This window comes from Carboxylicivirga fragile, from assembly GCF_050589805.1.
GTDB lineage: Bacteria > Bacteroidota > Bacteroidia > Bacteroidales > Marinilabiliaceae > Carboxylicivirga > Carboxylicivirga fragile.
This window is the reverse complement of the sequence record NZ_JBNGOY010000034.1, coordinates 1-21,952: the sequence shown is the minus strand read 5'-3', so window position 1 is coordinate 21,952 and position 21,952 is coordinate 1. Positions and strand designations below refer to the sequence as shown.

Genomic DNA, 21,952 nt, shown 5'->3' with positions numbered 1-21,952 from the left:
TGCGTATTTACTATTCTTTAAGACCATAGATAATTACCAAAGCACATGTTTGTTTAAAGGGGTAAGTGGCATCCCTTGTCCGGGTTGTGGTATGGGTCGTAGTACCTGGAAACTGCTACGAGGCGATGTGTTGGCATCCTTGTACTATCACCCATTTGGGATAGTGTTTAATGGTTTTCTGCTTCTGGCTTTATTCTGGTCGTTGCGTGATATGATCTATGGAGAAGCAAGTTTGTGGAAGGCATTGAAGCGTCCGTGGCCAAAGATCTATGTTATTATCTTATTAGTGCTAATTTTGGTTGCTTGGGGCCGTAGTATAATAGTGGGGATTTAGATTGAAAGTCCGTAGCAAGTAGTCCGAAGTCCGTGTTTCAGAGAAATTATGATGGACTTCTATCATCTAGAAGTCTATTATCTAATTTCTTAGAGTTTTATTCGTCAGAGAAGTGAATCAAAACACGACGATAGACAGAGAAAATTTTTGATTTAGATACAAAGCCCAGGTATTTACCACCTTCAACAACAGGAAGGTTCCAGGCACCTGTTTCCTCAAACTTACGCATCACAGCATCCATGTTTTCTTCACGTTCAATCATGGTAGGAGGTATGTTCATTAATTCTTCAACCAGAGTTTCCTCGTACATTTCGTGGTTAAACATGATTTCGCGAATGTCGTCGAGCAAGACAATACCGCGCAATTCGCCACTTTTCTTAATAACCGGAAAGATATTACGTTTCGAGGTAGAGATAACTTTAACCAATTCGCCAAGCGTCATCTGCGGATGAATGGTTTTAAAGTCAGTTTCTAGTACACGATCCAGGCGCATCATGGTTAATACAGCTTTGTCCTTGTGGTGCGTGATTAACTCGCCTTTGGCAGCCAATCGCTTTGTATATAAGGAGTGTGGCTCAAAATACATAATGGTTAAGTAGGCAATGGTTGAGGTAATCATCAATGGGATGAATAATCCATATCCATTTGTTATTTCGGCGATAAGGAAAATAGCGGTTAATGGTGCATGCATCACACCTGCCATCATTCCTGCCATGCCAACAAGTGTAAAATGTGAGGTTGGCAAATCAACAAAACCCAGACTATTGGCTAAGCGAGAAAAGAAATAACCCGTGATACCTCCCATAAATAGTGTTGGGGCAAAAATACCACCGATACCACCGCTACCAGTTGTGAATGCTGTGGCAAATACTTTAAAGACGATTAAAAGCCCGAGAAAAGTCAGTAGTCCCCACGTATTGTCCTGAAAACTATAGAATAAACTACCGCTTAATACTTCGTGGCTATTGCCATTTAATAAAGCGGTAATGGTGTGATAACCCTCACCATATAGTGGTGGAAAAAGAAAAATCAAAAAGCTTAGGCCGATACCTCCAACTAACCATTTAGAGTAGGTGTTTTTAATACCACCAAGGCGTTTCTCAACTTGCATTACACCTCGTGTAAAATAGAGGGAGATTAGTCCTGCCATTATTCCAAGTGCCAGATAGTATGGTATATTGCTTAGGTGAAAAGGGGCTTCTAGGGCAAAGGCAAATTCAACCTCTTTACCCAAGAAAAAGTACGACACCGTGGCGGCCGAAACAGCTGCAATCAATAAAGGTACCAACGAGGCCATTGTTAAATCCAGCATTAATACTTCCAGTGTAAATACCAGCCCTGCAATAGGGGCTTTAAAAATACCTCCAATAGCACCTGCAGCACCACACCCTATTAGTAGAATGATGGTTTTTGTGTTCATGTGAAACAATCGGCCTAGCGATGATCCGATGGATGCACCTGTTAGAACAATTGGAGCCTCAGCTCCTACCGATCCACCAAAACCAATTGTGAATGTACTGCTTAATATGGATGAGTAATTGTTATGAGATTTGATGTGTCCACCACGCTTAGAGATTGCGTAGAGAATTTTACTCACACCATGACCCAGATTATCCTTAATGACGTATTTTACGATAAGAATGGTGATTAATATACCTATGATTGGGTAGGCAAGATAAAGGTAGTTTAAACTCTCGGTGTTGAAATTGTTGGTTAATAAACCATGTGTTGTGTGAATGGTGTTTTTAAGTACAACTGCCGCTAGTCCACTTAAAACTCCAACCAATAAACTCAGAATTAAAATAAACTGCTTTTGGCTGATGTTGCGAACCCTCCATACCAAAAATCTCCCCAAAAGTTGATTCACCTTTTTCATAATGGCCGCAAAAGTAATACAAAAAGGTATGCCAAATACCATGATAGGTATTTAATTTGATTATAAACTAGTGCTCAACATACGGCTCAGGCACGAATTCACAATTGAATCATAATTCTTACTTATCAATCGAAAGGGATAGAAGTCTATAATTTAGGCTCAATCTCAGGCCAGTTTTCTTTGCGTGCAATCCTACTTACTTGCATTTCGCTAACGCAGAATAGTTTAGAAATCAAGTTTTGCTTAACACCTTTAACCAACATGCCTTTAATTACAGCAACATCATCAGTTGTTAACTTCGAGCTTGTAACCACTTTGCCTGCTTTCTTGCGTGCTTCCTGAAGCACCTTGTGCATGCGCTTGTAACTTTCGGCTTTAGTAACCCATTGCAGGTTTGTGAAGAAGTTGTTTTGTTTGTTCCAATCAAGGTGTATTACAACATCCTGATCATCGGCAGTTTTATCAACAAAGTATTGTGCCGTTAATTTATGAACAAGAAAGGATTTCTTTTTTCCTTCCACGCGAAGACTTACATTAAAAAAACCTTTAATGTTGCCAAGTTTTACAATGCGTCCATTTTCTTTATCGTAACAGTAACTCTTAATACGTCCATAATTACTTATTTCGTATTTTTTGTCGGTGAACGTTAATTGTTTCCACTCCTCATCGTCTATTTTTCGAAGTTTGCGTGTGTTGGTGGTTGGTTTCATAACATTGTTCTAGTTTGGGTTTGTGCACTTTGTTCAGATAGTCAGTTGTTTACCTGGTGTGTGTTTAAAAATTCTAACGATTATAACTGACTAACTGTTCAAAAGTAATAGCAAAAGTATAAAAAAGGGTTTGTTGATGCAATATCTTACCATAATCTAATACTGTTAAAAAAAGTTAAGTGTTATTTAAGGATTAATATTTTAGCTCATAAGCATATGCAGGACTTTCTTCAAATCTTGATCAATTTAATATATTTGCAGAATAATTGCATTTCATTGTGTTCAGGCAAAACATTGAGTTGGCATAAAACTTATGGTGCATATACACGTTAGTTGAACGATGTGCAATAGTATTAGACTTAAGGCTATTTGTAATAGTTGATGAATATAAAGATTATGAGTGGAAGGGTAGTTACAGGGAAAACAAATTACTGGAAGAATACAAATGATTCTATTTGGGCATTAGCGCCAATGGAGGATGTTACTGATACAGTGTTTCGTGAGGTGGTTTTACGTTTGAGTAAGCCAGGACATATTCATTTATTATTTAGTGAGTTTCTATCTACAGATGGGTTTTGTCATCCTATTGGTCGAGAAAAAGTTATTCATCGCTTTAAAATTAATCCTGAAGAGTTAGCCTTAGCTCGAGAGATGAATGTGAAATTGGTTGCTCAAATATGGGGAACCGATCCAGATAAATTTTATCAGACGGCCAAGTACATTGCCGAAGAAACCGAGTTTGACGGGATTGATATTAACATGGGCTGCCCCATGAAGAATATCATTAAAAAAGGTGCGTGTTCGGCATTAATTAATACACCAGAATTAGCACGTGAGATTATATCGGCTGTTCATGAAGCTTCTGATTTGCCTTTGAGTGTAAAAACGCGCGTAGGTTTCAAATCAATTGTTACTGAACCATGGATTTCAACCTTACTGCAATCTGAAACCGATGCTTTAATTGTACATGGCCGTATTCAAAAAATGATGTCGGAAGGTGTTGCCAATTGGGATGAAATTGCCTTAGCCGTTGAGCTAAAGAATGAAATGAATCCGAGTATCAAGCTACTCGGTAATGGCGATGTTATGTCCCTAAACGAATCGGAGCAGAAGGTTAGAGATTACGGTGTAGATGGCGTTATGGTTGGACGTGGGATTTTTCATAATCCGTGGTTATATAATCCTGGTCATGAACCATCGTTAGAAGAACGTATTGAAGCATTACGACTGCATTCTTCTTTATATGCAAGAACATGGTCAGGTGAAAAGCCATGGGCGATTCTGAAACGCTTCTTTAAAATATATACCAATAGTTTTGTTGCTGCTGCTCAATTAAGGGCTCAGTTAATGGAGACCAACGGCTTTGATGAAGTAGATAAAATCCTAAATGATTTTCTTGTTGAAGCGAAACGTCGGGAGCTTGAGGCAGAACAGAACGATGTCGATAATTAATGATCGCCCGAGAACATTCTTAGTTGATTTCGGTAGGCTGTAAATGCATTGGCCCGTGATATAAATCCTAGGTATTGGCCTTTGTCGATTACTGCAATGTTGAAGCGGCTCGACTTACGAAACATTTCAACCAGGTCTTCCATGGAGTCATCAGGACTTATGAAATATTCAGGCATGTACATAAGATCCTTAACAAGCACAGAGTCGTATAAGTCTGGCTTAAATATGATTTTACGGATATCGTCCATCTTGATCATTCCATGCATCATGCCTTTGTCATCAACCACTGGAAACAAGTTGCGATGAGCTTCGGATACCACTTCTACCAAATCCCCAAGGTTGGCTTCGGGCGCAATTTTAGCAAAATCCGTCTCGATGAGGTTTTTAACTTCCATCATAGTAAGCACGGCTTGATCCTTATCGTGCGTTAACAACTCATTACGCTTAGCCAAAAGGTGCGTGTAAACCGAATGTTTCTCAAATGTTTTAGCCGTAGCAAAAGAGGCCGTTGCAGTTATCATTAAAGGTAGAAACATTTGATAACCACCTGATAAATCAGCAATTAAAAATAAACCTGTAAGAGGTGCTTGTAATACGCCGGCGATCAAGCCAGCCATACCAATAAGTGCAAAGTTTTGAACTTGTAACTGGTGAAAACCTAGTTTATTAACAATGGTTGCAAACAATAAACCGGTATTGGCGCCCATAAACAGAGTAGGCGCAAAAATACCACCAACACCGCCACTACCAAAGGTTAGCGATGCTGCAATAACTTTAAGTAATATTATCAGGCTAAGTAGTACTACAAATGCAACAAAACTACTTGACCAACTTTCAAATATTGTATCAGCAAAAATATAGGTAATGTCTCCCGAAAGGGCACCGTTAATCACTTCATAACCTTCACCGTATAAGGAAGGGAAAAAGAATAGCAAGGTACCAAGTAGCAAACCGCCAACAAGCATTCGTATTCGCATTTTACCCATGTTTTCGAACCAGCGCTCAAGCAAAATATAAACACGTGTAAAATAGGTAGCCACAAAGCCAGCTATTATTCCCAGTATACCATAGTATAATAAGTCGATAAGCTGATAAGTATATTCTACCTTAAAGGGATAAACCACTTCTTGCCCCATAAAAATATAAGAGGTGACAACGGCGGATATGGATGCCAGAAGAATAGGTACTAATGAAGCCAGTGTTAAATCAAGCATTATCACTTCCAGGGCAAAAACAATGGCGGCAATGGGAGCCTTAAAGATGGCTGCCATGGCTCCAGCACACGCACATCCCAACAGAAGTTTGAGCTGACGGTAGTTTAAGCGGAACATTTGACCAATGTTACTACCTATGGCTGCTCCTGTTGAAACAGTAGGTCCCTCCAATCCAACACTTCCACCAAAGCCAACGGTAAGTGCACTGGTAACTATTGAAGAAACCATGTTGTGTCGATTCATTTGTCCTTCATTCTTCGAAATGGAATACAAAACATTTGGAATACCATGTCGAACGGGTCGTCGGATAACAAACTTAATAAATAACACAGTGAGAAAAATCCCAACACTAGGAGCAATTAAATAGATATACCCATAGTCGCTTTCGAGAATATTTCGAACGAAATCGCTTATGAAATGTACCGAGTTTTTAATGACAACTGCAGCTAGTCCGGCTGATATGCCAACTAAGACGCTAAGTATCATCATAAACTGACGATTGCTTACGTGCCTTAAGCGCCAAACTAAAAATTGTCGAAAGAGGGATTTTCGGTTCATTTTCATTGCATTGTTGTGGAAAGGTAGTAAATTTTAAAGTTTTGTTGAAGAAAACTTTTTTCTACTAATGTTGTTTAGCATTAAGCAGATAAGATTAAACATGAAACGACCCATGAGAAAAAGTTCTCACACATAGTAGAATGACTAATCCCGATGACTATCGGGAGGCGAGTTACATCTGACCTTAAAGAACAAAAATATAAACAGATGAAAAAGATATATATATTATTAGGATTTATTGTGTTGGCTTTTAATGTGCTAGCCCAGAAAGGTACAATTAAGGGCTTGGTACGTGATGTTTATACCAATAAACCAATACCTTTTGCAGCGGTTACTGTTTTTGAAACAACCAATGGTACAATGACGGATACCCTGGGGCGTTTTGAGATAAATAATTTGCCATCGGGGTTTATTCGTTTGCAACTATCGAGTATCGGTTATGCAGATTTAATAACCGAAGAATACAACATTTCGCAGATACGTGGTAATTTTGTTGAGATTAGTTTAGAAAGTACAACAGAAGCGATTGATGAAATTAGAATAACGGCTTCTCCATTTGCTGTTAAGCCTGAAGCGCCTGTTTCTTTGCGCCGTATTGGCATTGATCAGATTGAAAAAAGTGCTGGTGCCAACCGTGATATTTCCAAGGTTTTGCAATCTTTTCCAGGTGTGGGGAGTGCAAGTACCTTTCGAAATGATTTATTTGTTCGCGGTGGTGGGCCATCTGAAAACCGATTTTTTATTGACGGAATTGAGATTCCAAATATCAATCACTTTGCTACACAGGGAGCTTCTGGTGGACCTGTTGGTATATTAAATGTTGATTTTATACGGGAAGTAGATTTTTATTCAAGTGCTTTTCCCGCGGCAAAGGGCAACGCATTAAGTTCGGTATTTGAATTTAAGCAGGTTGATGTGGATATGGATAATTCAAACTTTAAAGCCACGCTTGGTGCTTCAGAGGTTTCGTTTACGGCTATGACGCCTATTAGTGAAAAAACAGGTTTAATCGCATCCGTTCGCCGCTCCTATTTACAATTTTTGTTTTCTGCATTAGAGTTGCCTTTTTTGCCCACTTTTACCGATTTTCAGTTTAAGACCAAGACACGCATTGATGATAAGAATGAAATAAGTTTTATTGGTGTTGGTGCCATTGATAAGTTTAAACTTAATACCGATGCAGAACCGACGGAGGAGAATAATTATACTTTAGGTTATCTGCCGGTAAATAATCAATGGAACTACACTATTGGATCTACTTTTAAGCATTATTTGGAGCGTAGTTATTTTTCGTTCTTTTTAAGTCGTAACCATTTAAATAACGAAGCATATAAATATCAGGATAACATTGAGGTGCCACAGAATTTGAATTACGATTATAGTTCGGATGAAATAGAAAATAAGTTTAGAATGGAGTACACTGCTCGTCCTAATCAATTTACTATTAATGTTGGAGCCGGAACGGAGTATGTGCAATATAGTAATCGCACTTATAGTCGAGTTTTTATTGATGATCAAGCCAATGAGATTAACTATTCTTCAGATTTGAATTTTCTGAAATGGTCGGTATTTGGTTCCGTATCACATCCATTTTTTAATAATCGGTTGAATCTTTCTGCTAGTTTAAGGATGGATGCGAATAGCTACTCTTCAGATATGAATAACTTGCTCGATCAAATTAGTCCGCGCCTGGCATTATCATATATGGTGTTGCCCGAGGTATATTTCAATGCTAACGTGGGACGTTATTATCAGAATCCAGCTTACACAACCATGGGCTATCGCGATGAAGATGGCAACTTGCTGAATAAGCAGAATGGTTTAAAACACATCTATTCCGATCATTTTGTAGCCGGTTTTGAATATCGTCCAAACAATCATAGTCGCATTACTTTAGAGGGGTTTTATAAGAACTACGATAATTATCCTTTCTCAGTCAAAGATTCAGTTTCGATGGCTAGTAAGGGAGGTGATTTTGGTGTGTTTGGCGATGAGGAAGTTACACCCACTTCGCGAGGAAAAGCCTATGGTGTTGAAGCTTTAGTCAGAACCAGAACGCATAAAGGTTTAAACCTAATTGCGGCCTATACCTATGTGAGAAGTGAATTTACCGATTATAAAGATGCATACGTACCATCATCTTGGGATAGTCGTCATTTGTTTACGATCACACTAAACCAAACTTTAAAACGTAATTGGAGCATTGGTGCTAAATGGCGCTTTGCAGGAGGTTTGCCATATACGCCCTACGATAGAGAAAAATCAGAATTGGTACAAGCCTGGGATATTCAAAACAGACAATATTTGGATTATTCTCAATATAATACACAACGCCTGATTAGTTTTCACCAGTTAGATATCCGTGTGGACAAGACCTATGAGTTTAAGAATATGACTTTAGGCTTTTATATCGACATACAAAATTTGTATAATCAAAAGGCTGAGCAACCGCCTCAACTCGTTCAAGAGCTAGATGAAAACAATCTACCAATTATAATTAATCCAGGCGATCCATATGAAGAGCAACGTTATTTATTGAAAGAACTGGCCGCATCTTCAGGTACAGTTTTACCTACAATTGGTTTGATGATTGAGTTTTAGTTATAAAGACGCTCAATTTCCAAATTATTAAGGAAATTGAGCGTAAAAGGTATTGTTAATTTATGGATGAATTGAGTAAGTCTATATTAATAGCGATTTTACTTGAATGTGATTACTGCTAGGTTCATGTCTTTTTTTACCTTTTCATTAAGTGTTTTGTATTCGACTAATTCAAGGTATTTCTCCAAACGTTGGTTCATTAATTCGGTGTTGCCTTGTAATTCATAAATAAATGCTTGCCAAAAAGTAATTGACATATCATTTGGTACATATTTTTCAGCATTGGCCAAATGAGAGCTTGCTACTTTAGCTTTGCGCTGTGTCTTGATAATAAGTCTGTTTTTATCCAATGATCTGGTAGGTAGATTCTTAATGTCATTTAGTTGCTTCATTGCAAAACCTAAGTGCAAGTTGGCCATATCAACATGGTTTGGATTGCCAGGAATATCAAATTTCACATACATTGTTTTTTCCATAGCAGTTGCTGATCCGTTTATTTTTCCAGCTAACCATTTTTTATCACTTGTCTTTATGGCATGCAATACAGCGTAATCTAATGTCTTGGAGACAGAGTTTTCAATATGTATTTTTGATAACGAACCATCAGCATTAACCGTAAACCTGACGCCAACGATACCTTCTTTGTCAGGATAGTCAAGTTCCGATAGGTACTCTAGTTCTTGCTGAAGAAAGTGTGTAAAGGTTATTTGATCACTCTTGTCAATATTAGCATGGCCTACGAATACTGGGGCTTCAACAAGGGTTTCGAGGATAAACTTTTGCTTTAATTCAGTTTCTTGTGCGGATGCAACTATAAATGAGAAAAGCAGCGCGAATAAAATGTTAATTTTTTTCATGACTCTATGTTTTTTAATTTTGGAATTGAATTATCAACTTATGAGCCAAGAGTTTTAAGTTCTACATTTATAGAATGTAAGCTTCGTTAGATGAAGTTAAGTTGAGCAAAAACGCCCGGTGTAGTGTTTGATAATGCACGGTTGAAATTGAAAATGCAGGTTGCTTGATTTGCAGATAGCCGCCATATCTCTTTACGGCTTATCTAAATAAAATCCGAAACATACGTAACTAACCTATTGAGCTTTTAACAAAACAGCCCCATTTGCAGAGTAAATGAGGCTGTTTTAGTATTTTCAGTTTTGATCTATTTCAAAGTTTCATCTAAGAAACGGAAGAATTCTCGTTGCCAAAGAATACCGTTGTGGCAAGAAAGAACCCAATGGTTTTCCTCAGGGAAATATAAGAAGCGAGCTTGTAGTCCGCGCATCTTAGCTACGTTGTATGCTCCCATGCCTTGCGTGTAAGGAATACGGAAATCCTTCGCACCATGTATTACTAACATTGGTGTATCCCAGTTTTTAACAAAGTTGTGTGGAGAGTTGGCATAACTACGCATAGCTGTTTTATTGCTTTTATCCCAATAGTTGCCTTTGTAATCGAAGTCAACGAAGAACATCTCCTCAGTAGTACTGTACATTTGCTCAAAGTTGAAAATACCACAGTGTGAGATAAATGCACTAAAACGTTTGTTGTGGTTTCCAGCTAGCCAGTACACAGAGTAACCTCCATAACTTGCTCCGATAGATCCAAGGTTATCATTATCAACAAATGGCTCTTTTGCAACTTCATCAATGGCTGAAAGGTAATCTTTCATGTTCTGACCGCCATAGTCACCACTAATTTGCTCGTTCCATTCCTGACCAAATCCTGGTAAGCCTCTACGGTTAGGAGCAACAATAATGTAATCGTTGGCAGCCATCATTTGGAAGTTCCAACGGAGGCTCCAAAACTGACTTACCATGCTCTGTGGGCCACCACCACAATATAGTAGTGTTGGATATTTCTTGGCAGAATCGAAATTAGGAGGGTAAATTACCCAAGTCAACATTTCTTTGTTGTCGGTAGTTTTTATCCAACGCTTTTCAACCTTACCCATTTTAAGTTGAGCTAACAATGGTTCATTTACTTTTGAGATGTTTTCGCCTTCGCCTGTTTCAGGGTTAACGGAAATAATCTCGGTTGGGTATTGCATTGAAGTACGAGTTGCAATCAACATATCGCCAGCTGGAGCAACTGAGTTATAGTTGTGAATACCATCGGTAATCTGAGAAATACTATTGTTGCTTATGTCAAAGCGAAAAATCTCTTTAGAACCTTTGTCCTCACTTGTAAAGTAGATTTGTTTGCTATCAGATGTCCATGTTAATCCATGTACATTCTGATCGAAATCAGCTGTGTAATCTTTCTTCTCTTTTGTGGCAAGATCCATGATGAATAGGCGATTTTGATCGGCCTCGTAACCATCGCGTTCCATGCTTTCCCAGGCAATGTATTTTCCATCAGGAGAATAGGTAGGAGCAATGTCATACCCCATCATACCTTCAGAGTAATTCTCTGTTTTACCAGTTTCGATAGAGAATACATAGATGTCGCTATTGGTTGAGAATGCTGATTCCATACCAACCTTTTTCTTACTTGTATAAGCAATGTTTTTTCCATCTGGAGAGAAAGTAATTTGCTCCATGCCACCCCAAGGTTTGTTTGGTGAGTGAAAACGCTCGTCTTTCATGATATCAACGCCTTCTCCAGTGGTGGCGCCGTTCGCGTAGCTGATGTAAAAAACGTGTGTATATGTTGGGTCAACCCAATGGTCCCAGTGGCGATACATCAGGTCGTCTTCGATGCGGGCATCAGCATGTTTTAAGTCAGGATAACGATCGTGAATGGTTTGATCAAGCTTCACACTTTTGGTGTAAACCAATTTATCCATTGTTGGCGCATATTTATAGCCTTCTATGCCACCTTTTACTCTTGTTACTTGTTTGTTCTGCGTTCCATCGGCATTCATTTCCCAAAGTTGAACATCACCAGAGGCAGCAGTCATATAAGTTATTTTAGCACCATCAGGTCGCCATCTTACTTCAAATTCACCACCTTTAGTTGATGTGATTTGTTTAAAGTCACCACCTTTGGCAGGCATTGTGTAAATGTCGGAGTAGGTTTTATTCTCTTCAATTTTGGTGTAAGAGATTGTGAACGCTACTGTTTGCCCATCTGGAGATACGGCAACGCTACCAACACGACCAAATGACCATAGAACTTCGGGTGTCATAATTGGACTTTCGACCTTGATGTCGCGGTTTGTAAATGTCTCTTCTTGTTTTTGTTGCGGCGCTGAACAGGCTGCAAGTAAAAGAGCTACAAAGGCATAAAAAACAATGTGTTTCATGATGTGATTATTTTTAGACTAATGTTTGAACATCTTAATATCAGCAATATAGTCAATATTAAAAGTGTTAACGATTTTACGACATAAAAATAAGGGCTTTATTTATGAATTGTACTGAGATATATCAGTTGCTTATTTTGATTGAAACTATATTGGCTATGTTGTTAGTAACCATGATAAAAGGATGGTTTAAAATTGCTACCTTACAATTCCTTTAAAACCCATATATCATGAATAAGACTGAAAAGAAGAGTAGAAGACATTTTCTGAAAGTAGCCACAGCGGGTATAGCTGGAGCGTCGCTGCTTAAAACAACGGATAGTGCCGCAAAATCAAAAAAGAAAGAAGCTGTTATTTACCGAACACTTGGCCGAACAGGTATAAAATTACCTATTGTTAGTGTGGGAGCTATGAAAGATCCGTCGATGGTAAAAGCCGGTTTAATTAAAGGTATTAAACACTTTGATACGGCTCATGTATATCAAAAAGGTAAAAATGAAACCATGTTAGGTGAGGCTCTAGAAGATCAGGATTTGAGCAAGCTATTTACAGTTACTAAAATTGTTCCTGATGACATGGATCGGAAAACTGGTTTGATAGGTGAAGAGTGTACCGCTGAGAACTTTTTAAAGATGTTCGATACCAGTTTGGAACGACTGCAAGTAAAAAGTGTTGATTTATTATATGTGCATGCTGTTTCGACTAAACAAGCAGTATTACATCCCGAAGTTATTAAGGCTGTAAAATTGGCTAAAGAGCAAGGTAAGTGTAAATTTTTGGGTGTTTCTACTCATAAAAACGAGCCGGAAGTTATACGTGCGGCCATTGAGGCCGAAATATATGACGTTGTATTAACTGCTTATAATTTCAAGCAAGATCATTTACCAGAGTTAAATATGGCGATTGAAGAAGGCGCTGCCAAAGGTATTGGTTTCGTGGCTATGAAAGTAATGGCGGGTGGCTTTTTAGATAAAGATCAGACTAAACCTGTTAATACAAAAGCGGCACTAAAATGGGCTTTGCAAAATGAGCATATTTGCACTTCTATCCCTAGTGTTGCTACCATTGATCAACTGGAAGAGAGTTGGAGTGTAATGGAAAAACTCAAGTTAAATAAATCGGAAGAGAAAGATTTAGAATTTGCACGTGAATATGCAGGATTATATTGCAACGCTTGCGATGTATGTAATGGTCAATGTAAAAAGAACTTGCCTATACCTGAGATAATGCGTTCGTATATGTATACCTACGGGTATCGCGAAATGGGCAAGGCAAAGGAATTGTTGGCAAATATGGGAGTTGTAAACGATCCATGTAGCACTTGTGACTCTTGTACTGTAAGTTGTGTAAAGCAGTTTGCTGTTGCTGATAAAATTAAAGAAGTAAGTCGTTTGGTTGATGTGCCAGAAGATTTTGTTGTGTAATTAGTAATTGATATTAGATGAGGCGATTTTTTGTAGTGATGTTGGTGTTTGTTGTAGCACTAAATGGTTTTTCTCAGGATTATCCTGAGCAATTTAAGAAGGTTGATGGTTATAGTATCTCTGGTGAAAAACAATTTTATGATCGTGATAATTTGTATGATTATATAAACGGAGCATCAGATTTTTACCTTGGTTACAAGTTTCAGGATTTATGGGTAGTTGATTATGCTAATCCCGATGGAAAACTTGTGACATTAGAGCTGTATCGCCATAAGAATCCTATGTTTGCCTTTGGTATTTACACCGAAGAACGTCCGCAAGGAGCTAAATTAAGCAGCATCGGAGCTGAGGGTTTTATTGAGAGTGGAGCTGTGTTTTTTCTTGCAAAAGATTACTACGTAAAAGTTTACAATGGCTATCCGGCTGTTCCCGAAGATGAATTACTAAAGTTTTCGAAACAAGTGGCTTCGCTTATTTGCGAGCCTTGTGCATTGCCTGAGCAATTCACATGGTTTCCAAAGAAATTTAAAGTAGCTTCTACTGAGCGCTATATGGCCGAGAATTTTATGGGTATTACTGGCTTTAATGGCGCCTGTACCGTTGTTTATGAAAACGAGGGAGAATCAATTCGTTTGTTTGCTTATAAAGGAGATGATGAACATTGCAGAGCTGTAATTGAGCGTTACTTTACTAGACTCAAATATAAGAAGCGATTGAAAGAGAAGCGGTATCAATTTGACGACCCTTACATAGGCAAGGTAGTGCTTAACTATAAGGAAGGTGTAATTTGTGGTTTGCTAGATGCTAAAGAACCCGAAAAGCACTTAAAGTTATTGGATGATTTGATTGAAACTGTTCAATAGAAATAAAAAAGGGGAAAATCACATTGATTTTCCCCTTTTATATATTAGTTCACTAATTCCTTAGTAACGTTTTTTGCGTCCTGACTGCGGTCTTCTTCTGGATGAAGATGAAGGTTTTGGCGAAGCTACTTCTAAGTTTACGCTTTTGCCTTTCATCTTAGCTTTGCTAAGTTTGGTAATTACATCTTGCTCGTACGCTTTATCAACTTCAACAAATGAGAAGTTACGCAGTAGTTCAATTTTACCAACTTTTACTGTAACACCTTTTAGTTTGCTGTTAATTAAACCAATGATATCACCAGAGGTAATCTTGTCGACCTTACCAACGTTAATGAATAAGCGGCTGAAGTCAGCATTGTCACGGCCTCTTCCACCATCACGACGATCTCTACCACCACGGCCTCTATCTTCTTTATAGATATTTAAGTCTGGCGCATCTTTGTAATACTCCATGAAACGGTTAAATTCAGCAGCCACAAATTGCTTGATCAATTGCTCGCGTTCCATATTTGCTAGCTTATCATAGGCAGCAGGTAATAACGCATTCACTGGTGAAGTTTCCTCTAGTTCGGTAACGCTAACTCGATCCAGGAAGCTGAACAATTGTTTTTCACAAATTTCATCTGCCTTAGGAACCATTTTACGCTCGAATGTTTTCTTAGCAATTTTTTCGATTGCTTTGATGCGGTGCATCTCACGCGAGTGAATGATTGTAACAGCGATACCTTTTTTGCCGGCACGTCCAGTACGCCCACTACGGTGGATGTATACCTCAATATCGTCAGGTAAATTATAGTTGATAACGTGTGTTAGATCGTTTACATCAATACCACGAGCAGCCACATCGGTAGCTACCAATAGTTGAAGGTGCTTTTTGCGGAAACGGTGCATAACCATATCGCGCTGTGCTTGTGATAAATCACCATGAATAGCATCGGCATTGTAACCATCAGCCATCAATTTATCAGCAATGTCTTTTGTTTCCTGTCGTGTACGGCAAAAGATAATACCGTATACATCAGGTGTAACATCAACAATTCGCTTTAAGGCTTTGTAGCGATCGTGAGCTTGCACCATGTAGAATTGATGCTCCACGTTACTTGCTCCAGCGTTTTTAGCACCTACGCTTAGTTCCACTGGATCAGACATGTACTTCTTCGACATCTTTGCAATCGCAGCAGGCATGGTTGCCGAAAATAATAGCGTTTGACGCCACTCTGGTGTTTGCGCCATGATGCTTTCAAGATCGTCTTTGAAACCCATGTTAAGCATTTCATCAGCTTCATCAAGGATTAACCAACGAACATCACCTAATTCAATTGCCTTACGGTTGATAAGATCATTCATTCTGCCTGGCGTACCAACAACAATGTGAGACCCTTTTTTCAAAGCTCTCATCTGTGTACGTATCTCAGTACCACCATATACAGGTGTTACAAATAAATCTTTGTAATATTTAGCATATTTCTGTAAATCCTTTGTGATTTGTAAACACAGTTCACGTGTTGGACAAAGGATAAGTGCTTGAACTCTTTTTTCTTCGGTAACCACCTGTGGTATTACAGGTAGACCGAAAGCGCCAGTTTTACCTGTGCCGGTTTGTGCCAAAGCAATTAAGTCATTTCCGTGATTTAAAATTTCAGGAATAGTTTTACTTTGAATAGGGGTTGGTGTTTCGTAACCGAGCTCACCAATAGCTTTCAGAATCTCCTCGGGAAGACCTGTGTCTTTAAATGTTTGCATAAAAAATTCTTTTACCACTCGTTTTCACGTTCATGCAGCGGTTACCCAGAATTTTAGCTATGCTACGAAATGCTACGGAAAGTGACCAGAGAGGTCTTGTTTTTATTATCGGGCGCAAAGATAGACCTATTTTTTGATAATGAGTAGTCTTGACTTGGTCTAAATGTGTTTTTTGGCTTTAATTAACGTTTGAGGGGGATTATTTATCCATTACAATGATAACATGAGTGAAATAATGAAATTTCTTCCCGGAGCAGCAATGCCTGATGAATAACCTTTATAGCGTTTGTCTGTTAGGTTATCGATGCCAGCGGTGGCGAGTAAAGCATCATTTATCTGATATTGCCCACGAATATTCATGGTTGTCCAGGAAGGGGAGTATGGATTACCGTTGCCATCGAGTGCATAAATGTGTGTTTTACTAATTTCGCTGGCTGGCATATTATTGTAGGCTACCTGGCCATTGTATTGTAGGTTGAAATCCAGTTTTAGTTTTTCGTTTTTATAGCTAATGTGGCTCGATCCAAACCAAGGTGGCGCATGGCGCATTGGCGAATAGGTGCCATCTTCCAGTTCCTCTTCGCCCTTTTGGTAGTTGAAGCGAGATGAGGCACTGATGCCAGATTTAAGTTTAAACTCAAATCCGCATTGAATACCATAAACATAGGCATGAGCAGCATTTTGTATGGCTTGCACTTTACTTAATTCATCATCGTACATAATGTACTCTTCACCATTAAGTGTGAAATCACGACGTACCATGGCATCGGTTAATATGGTATAATACGTTGCAAAATCAATTTTGAGTTTTTTAACCACAACAACAGCCGCTCCCAGTTCTCCATTTATGGCATATTCAGGTTTTAAGTCTGGATTAGGAACTACAACTGATCCAGGCTCAGAATCGAATACTTTTCCCACATCATCAATGTTAGGCGCTCTAAATCCTGTAGCTATAGTAGCACTTAGTTGCCAGTGGTCGATAGGGTTATGGATGAGCCCGGCACTTCCTGTTACCGCACCTGTATTAATGCGTGCATTGGTAAACTGAAAGTCGTAGTAGTCATTGTTGAAATCGGCATTTAGATAGATGTAATTGTATCTTAATCCACCTTGAAAACTTGTTTTCTCATTGAACTTATGAAGTATGTTTCCGTATCCTGCCATTGATAACCATATAGATCCATCTGGATAGCGTGAAGCATCTGGGATACAGGTGTTATTACTTATGTCTTCTTTTTGACCTTTGGAATTAACCTTGTTTATTACGGTTTCAAAACCATAAAATAAGCGATTACCATCTCTCCAGCCTTTTTCTAAATCTATGTTTATACTGTAGGCATTTACTTTTTCAGTTCGGTGTTTCTTGTCAATGGCATTAAGGCTTCTACTGTGTCTGCTTTCCTTGAAGAATTGATGTGAAGCTAGAATTTGAACGTGGTCGTACATTTTACTGGTGCCAGAGTGCTGAATGTTAAGATTATTCATTAGCCAAACTTGTGGGCCATAATACCATTCGGCATAGCGTAAGGCATCGTCCTTATATTGAATTAAACGATCGTAGCGATCAACATTTGAGGATTCGGAATAATGGAAGCCGTAATTAAGTTGCCACCGATCATTAGGTGCATACTTAAACTTCTGCATTAAGTTCAATTGATTATAGCCACTGGGAATCTGATTTGTTGGTTCCCGATTATCGATTATTTCATCAACACCATTTTGTCTTTCCACATACTCAGAGCGTAAATAATCATCTGGGCCGTTTTTGCCCATTTTCTGATCACCATATTTAGAATAGGTGATGCTTGAAAAGGAAGCCCACTTGTCGAATCCAAGGTTGAAATCAACATGTCCGGTTATTTCACTATTGGCTGATGAGTATCTGGTATTTGCACGAATTAGGTCGAAGTTTCGCTCTCCATGAGAGAGGATGGGATCAAATGTATAGAAGCCCATCACACCGCCAATGGCATCGCTTCCATAAATGATTGAGCCTGGGCCAAATATCACTTCGGCTCTGTTAGTTGCAAAGGGATCGAGTGATATAATGTTTTGAATGTTTCCGCTTCGGAATATGGCATTGTTCATTCTTACACCATCAACCGTTATTAATACACGATTGGTTGCAAATCCTCGAATCATTGGGCTGCCGCCACCCATCTGACTTTTTTGAATAAATACGTCACCTGTTTTTTCAATAAGATCGGCTGCTGTTTGAGGATTTAGGAAGCTAACATCCTTGGGTTTAAGAACTGATATTTTAGATGGCGTATCTCTTCTGCCTTGCTTCCATTTTGTTGCAGATACCACCACCTCATCAAGCGATAATTCGCTTTGCTCCATCAGTACCTCAAACTGTCTGTTCTTTAGGTCTGCATAATTAATAATTATGGTTTCGTAGCCAATTAGTCTAAAATGAATGCTGTCGAGGTTTACAAATTCTTGGATAGAGCTTTGTCCTTTCATATTTGTGACAGTACTCTTAATTGGATTTTGAGTAAAAATCGTTACGAGCTCAAGAGGCTGAAGGCTTTGGTGATCTCTTACGAGTACTGTTTGGCCTGCTACCTTTGATATAAAGCTTAAGAATAAAAAAATATAAAATAGCCGAATCATTCTGCCAAAATCAGATTAAGGTTAATCAGCAATCGTTTCTAAAGCACAAGTGTGTGCGGTATTGCTGCTGCAAATATAGGATTTTATGGCATTTTGTACTTTAATATTGTTATGAAATTTTAAGGATTAAACTTAAGTGTAATCTCTAATATCTCCGGACGATTCCCCGTTCTGATGGGTGGTCCCCATGTTCCAAACCCTGTGCTCACAATAAAATGCGATTGCTCTTTCTGTTTGTATCCTCGACTCACTTCAAAAATTCGTTTGGTGATGTAGTTGATTGGCCAAAGTTGCCCGTGGTGAGTATGTCCGGATATTTGCAGATCTATGCCTGCTTTGGTCGCTTCATCAAGATTGAAAGGCTGATGATCAAGTAGGATCATTGGTTTAGCCTTGTCGATGTCAAGAAGTAATTGATCTAAATCTTTGCGTTCAGATGCACTTCTGCTTCTGTTCTTGTCCTTGTCTTCGCGTCCGATAATGTAAAAGGAATTGTTTATGAGGATATTTGAATCCCGTAGAAGAGTCAAGCCGTGTTCCGAAAGGTATTTTGCTGCTCGTTCAACGCCACCAATGTATTCGTGATTACCCGTTGAAGCATAAATACCCAAGGGAGCTTTGAGTTGTTTGAGGCTCTCGCCAAGGTTTTGTTTTATTACGGGTTGAACATCTTCATCCACAATGTCGCCAGCGAGTAATATAATATCAGGTTTAAGGCGGTTGATGGATTGAACCAGTTTTTCGGTTTTTCGAGGACCGATAATGGTGCCCAGATGAATGTCGGAAACGGCAACAATCCGCAGTTCTGTTATTTCTCCCGCTGATTTATTAATGGTAATGTTGTGTCGTGATGTTTTGGGGGTCCAAGCATTGATAAAGCCAGCCAACATTAGCAAGAGAATCAGCATAGTTACACCTGATCCTAAAAAGAGTTTTAGTTTTTCGTATGAATCTGTGTTTTTCGCCGGGAGAAAATGGAAAGCTAGGTTAATAAGGCGAATTAAATCTATCGTAATTAAACTAAGAGTGAAGTATAGCATGCCTGCAAACCAAAAGGCACCAATCCAATGGAGGCTGGTTGCGACAGGAGAGTACCATATTTTTTCAAGGAAGCGACCAAGAGGATAGGCAATGACTAATATAATCATGATGGCTCTGAAAAAGCTCTTGAGTTGTGGAGCGCCTTGGAGGCATTGAATGCCACGTGAATAAATGTAATAATTAACCGTGAAATGAACGCTAAGTATGATTCCAAGAAAAATTAGTATGCTGGCTATTTTCATTATTAAGTTTCGATTAGGGTGTTATGTATTGTAAATATAGTAAAGCTCACAATAATATTGTTATATAATTGGACTTAATAATGGATGTGTTACTTTTGAAGTTCTCAGCTTTGCACCATTGGATGTTAAAGCTTTTTATGTATTGAATAAAACAAAAGAGAATATGGGAAGAGTTAAATCACTCCTGATTGTTGGAGGTGTTTTTATATTAACTGCAATAATTCTACGTATATCTGGAGTTTCAGGAATCTTGCCTGTGGTGTTGTTTTCATTGGGTGGTTTGCTAAAAGCTATTTACTTGATAATTGGAATTAGGTCGGGGCGATTTAAAATAGGTGCAGAAATAGTATTGTTACCAATTGGTGTGTCGTTGGTTCTAACAGGGGTATTTGTAAAGGGTTCGCCTGAATTAAAGCATATGTATGGTTGGCTGATTGCCTCGGGTGTTCTATTAAAATCAACATTCTTATTCCTGTTTTTTCGTAGGCAGCGAAAGCAGGTGATTTAGAGATCATATTCTAGTATAATGTATTGCAACCGACATATTTTATGTCGGTTTTTTTTATCTTATTGCATTAAATCATATAAAAAAACAATGAAAAATAATGCTAATAAAATAAGGTTATTTGGGGTTATTAATAAAAAAATACACTAAAAAAGAATGATATATGGTAAATGTTTCTATATTTGCAATGGAAAAAGATAAAAGCATCTTAATAGTGAAGATTATTTAATTGATTGTTATGAAAAATATTACTTGTCCCATTTCAGGAAATCGTATATCGGAAGCCCAGCCAAGGGTGTCAGCATTTATAGTTATTTTGTTGTTGGGTGTAAGTATGCTTTTAAATTCATTTGTAATTCCACTTTTATTGGTATTTGATTTTTTTCAGCGTGGTTTCGTTGGCCGCCGCTATAGTGTTGTTGGTCAGATTGCTTATTACCTTGCGTCAAAATGGTTTTCAAATGCGCCACAAATTGATAGAGCGCCTAAGGTATTTGCTGCCCGTTTAGGTTTTATATTTACAGGTTTAATATTTGTTCTATATATTATTGGGGCTTCAGGCTTGGCAAATGCCTTTAGTTTGTTGTTAATGGTGTTTGCTGGTTTAGAGTGTTTCTTTAATTTTTGTGTTGGGTGTTATATCTATACTTTCCTTAATTATTTATTGCTAAAAAGAGCTTAAATAATCCATTGTTTTACTGCTTTGTAAATCTGATTGTTAGCTCTTTTGTTGAAAACTTTCGTTAATGATTTTTGTGTGTTAGTCTATGTGATGTGGCTGTTTGTCAAAATAATTGAGTCGTTTATCCGTAAGGCCGTACTACTTAACACTTTCAGAAATTATTAAATGAAAACTGAAATTATGAAACAATTAATTATAACACTGATAGCTTTAGTTCTAGCAGTTTCAACAAAGGCTCAAGATTTTTCTTATTTAAACGATATTGAATTAAATGATAAGGAGCAATTAAAAGATGCAGAAGAATATGTTTTGGATTGTTGTTATTATTTAACGGCAACACGCTACGATAAAAAAGATGTTCAGCGTGATAGGGCTACTGCTTTTGTGAAAGCTTGGTTATCAAAATCAGAAGATTTGTCTGCTTTAATCAATGAGGATGTTTTCTTAATGACGGAAGAGCGCGATGATTTAAAGAATTTATATTTGAGTTGCTATGCCTTAACGGTAATAGAAAATGAAGGTGCGAGTCAGAAAGAAATAGAGGATGGAACTTTAGTTTCGTTGCTAAATTATTGCAATAACCCTATCAATAAGATGAAATTAACTAAGGAGCTGAAGCGATTAGTTGAGGTGCTTGAAGAAGGAAAGTTAGAAGCGTATTTAAGTAAATAAAATAAACTTGTCTGTTTGGCTCTGGTGCATTTTGCTTCAGGGTCTTTTATTATGGATTGTTTTGATCCAATAAAAAAAAGAGGCTGTCTCAAAAGAGAATTTAAAATCCAGACAACTTATAGATTAAAACTTAACCTTTATTTCTACCCCTCCAAACCTCCCCTAAAGT

Annotated in this window: 16 protein-coding genes; 8 read left to right on the top strand and 8 right to left on the bottom strand. The window is 38.1% G+C overall.

All coding sequences use genetic code 11. The features are described 5' to 3' along the window. Positions 1-49: 49 nt before the first annotated feature. Complete coding sequence (locus tag ACRD7B_RS15070; RefSeq protein ID WP_430825405.1) at positions 50-334, top strand: DUF2752 domain-containing protein; 285 nt, start codon at positions 50-52, stop codon at positions 332-334. Positions 335-431: 97 nt separating this feature from the next. Here ACRD7B_RS15070 and ACRD7B_RS15065 read toward each other — a convergent pair whose 3' ends face one another. Together ACRD7B_RS15065 and ACRD7B_RS15060 are read right to left on the bottom strand one after the other, a co-directional pair. After that, on the bottom strand, positions 432-2,252 hold the full coding sequence (locus ACRD7B_RS15065) for a chloride channel protein (RefSeq protein WP_430825404.1): 1,821 nt from the start codon (positions 2,250-2,252) through the stop codon (positions 432-434). A gap of 104 nt (positions 2,253-2,356) precedes the next feature. After that, a complete protein-coding gene (locus ACRD7B_RS15060; RefSeq protein ID WP_430825403.1) occupies positions 2,357-2,920 on the bottom strand; it encodes an NUMOD4 domain-containing protein in 564 nt (187 codons plus the stop codon). Between the two features lie 396 nt (positions 2,921-3,316). Here ACRD7B_RS15060 and ACRD7B_RS15055 point away from each other — a divergent pair, with 396 nt between their 5' ends. Further along, on the top strand, positions 3,317-4,372 hold the full coding sequence (locus tag ACRD7B_RS15055; RefSeq protein WP_430825402.1) for a tRNA dihydrouridine synthase: 1,056 nt from the start codon (positions 3,317-3,319) through the stop codon (positions 4,370-4,372). Here ACRD7B_RS15055 and ACRD7B_RS15050 read toward each other — a convergent pair. Continuing rightward, positions 4,369-6,075 (bottom strand): chloride channel protein, encoded by a 1,707-nt coding sequence (locus tag ACRD7B_RS15050; RefSeq protein ID WP_430825401.1) that lies wholly within the window; start codon positions 6,073-6,075, stop codon positions 4,369-4,371. The two genes, ACRD7B_RS15055 and ACRD7B_RS15050, sit on opposite strands and share 4 nt — an antisense overlap. Positions 6,076-6,351: 276 nt before the next feature. Here ACRD7B_RS15050 and ACRD7B_RS15045 point away from each other — a divergent pair, with 276 nt between their 5' ends. Then, positions 6,352-8,745, top strand: coding sequence for a TonB-dependent receptor (locus tag ACRD7B_RS15045; RefSeq protein ID WP_430825400.1), 2,394 nt, complete (start codon positions 6,352-6,354; stop codon positions 8,743-8,745). Positions 8,746-8,843: 98 nt separating this feature from the next. Here ACRD7B_RS15045 and ACRD7B_RS15040 read toward each other — a convergent pair whose 3' ends face one another. Next, complete coding sequence (locus ACRD7B_RS15040) at positions 8,844-9,602, bottom strand: energy transducer TonB (protein ID WP_430825399.1); 759 nt, start codon at positions 9,600-9,602, stop codon at positions 8,844-8,846. Between the two features lie 305 nt (positions 9,603-9,907). Next, positions 9,908-11,992 (bottom strand): dipeptidyl-peptidase Dpp5, encoded by a 2,085-nt coding sequence (dpp5, locus tag ACRD7B_RS15035; protein ID WP_430825398.1) that lies wholly within the window; start codon positions 11,990-11,992, stop codon positions 9,908-9,910. A gap of 230 nt (positions 11,993-12,222) precedes the next feature. On the opposite strand from dpp5, the gene ACRD7B_RS15030 reads away from it, so the two are divergent. Continuing rightward, complete coding sequence (locus ACRD7B_RS15030; RefSeq protein ID WP_430825397.1) at positions 12,223-13,416, top strand: aldo/keto reductase; 1,194 nt, start codon at positions 12,223-12,225, stop codon at positions 13,414-13,416. Between the two features lie 17 nt (positions 13,417-13,433). After that, positions 13,434-14,279 carry a DUF6599 family protein gene (locus tag ACRD7B_RS15025; protein ID WP_430825396.1) on the top strand — a complete coding sequence of 282 codons (846 nt, stop codon included), beginning with the start codon at positions 13,434-13,436 and terminating at the stop codon, positions 14,277-14,279. A 60-nt stretch (positions 14,280-14,339) separates the two neighbouring features. On the opposite strand, the gene ACRD7B_RS15020 is transcribed toward ACRD7B_RS15025, so the two are convergent. The 3 genes from ACRD7B_RS15020 to ACRD7B_RS15010 form a co-directional block, all read right to left on the bottom strand. Continuing rightward, positions 14,340-16,022 carry a DEAD/DEAH box helicase gene (locus ACRD7B_RS15020; RefSeq protein ID WP_430825395.1) on the bottom strand — a complete coding sequence of 561 codons (1,683 nt, stop codon included), beginning with the start codon at positions 16,020-16,022 and terminating at the stop codon, positions 14,340-14,342. 210 nt (positions 16,023-16,232) lie between these two features. After that, entirely contained in the window at positions 16,233-18,641 is a 2,409-nt protein-coding gene (locus tag ACRD7B_RS15015; RefSeq protein ID WP_430825394.1) for a TonB-dependent receptor, read from the bottom strand. A gap of 119 nt (positions 18,642-18,760) precedes the next feature. Beyond that, the gene (locus tag ACRD7B_RS15010) at positions 18,761-19,924 is read right to left on the bottom strand and encodes a metallophosphoesterase (protein WP_430825393.1); all 1,164 of its coding nucleotides are present in this window, start codon (positions 19,922-19,924) and stop codon (positions 18,761-18,763) included. Between the two features lie 163 nt (positions 19,925-20,087). On the opposite strand from ACRD7B_RS15010, the gene ACRD7B_RS15005 reads away from it, so the two are divergent. The 3 genes from ACRD7B_RS15005 to ACRD7B_RS14995 all read left to right on the top strand — a co-directional run bounded on the left by ACRD7B_RS15005 (position 20,088) and on the right by ACRD7B_RS14995 (position 21,783). Continuing rightward, positions 20,088-20,432: a hypothetical protein gene (locus tag ACRD7B_RS15005; RefSeq protein WP_430825392.1), complete on the top strand. Its 345-nt coding sequence runs from the start codon at positions 20,088-20,090 to the stop codon at positions 20,430-20,432. A gap of 235 nt (positions 20,433-20,667) precedes the next feature. Then, complete coding sequence (locus ACRD7B_RS15000; RefSeq protein ID WP_430825391.1) at positions 20,668-21,111, top strand: DUF4395 domain-containing protein; 444 nt, start codon at positions 20,668-20,670, stop codon at positions 21,109-21,111. 180 nt (positions 21,112-21,291) lie between these two features. Beyond that, a complete protein-coding gene (locus ACRD7B_RS14995; RefSeq protein ID WP_430825389.1) occupies positions 21,292-21,783 on the top strand; it encodes a hypothetical protein in 492 nt (163 codons plus the stop codon). Positions 21,784-21,952: the final 169 nt, after the last annotated feature.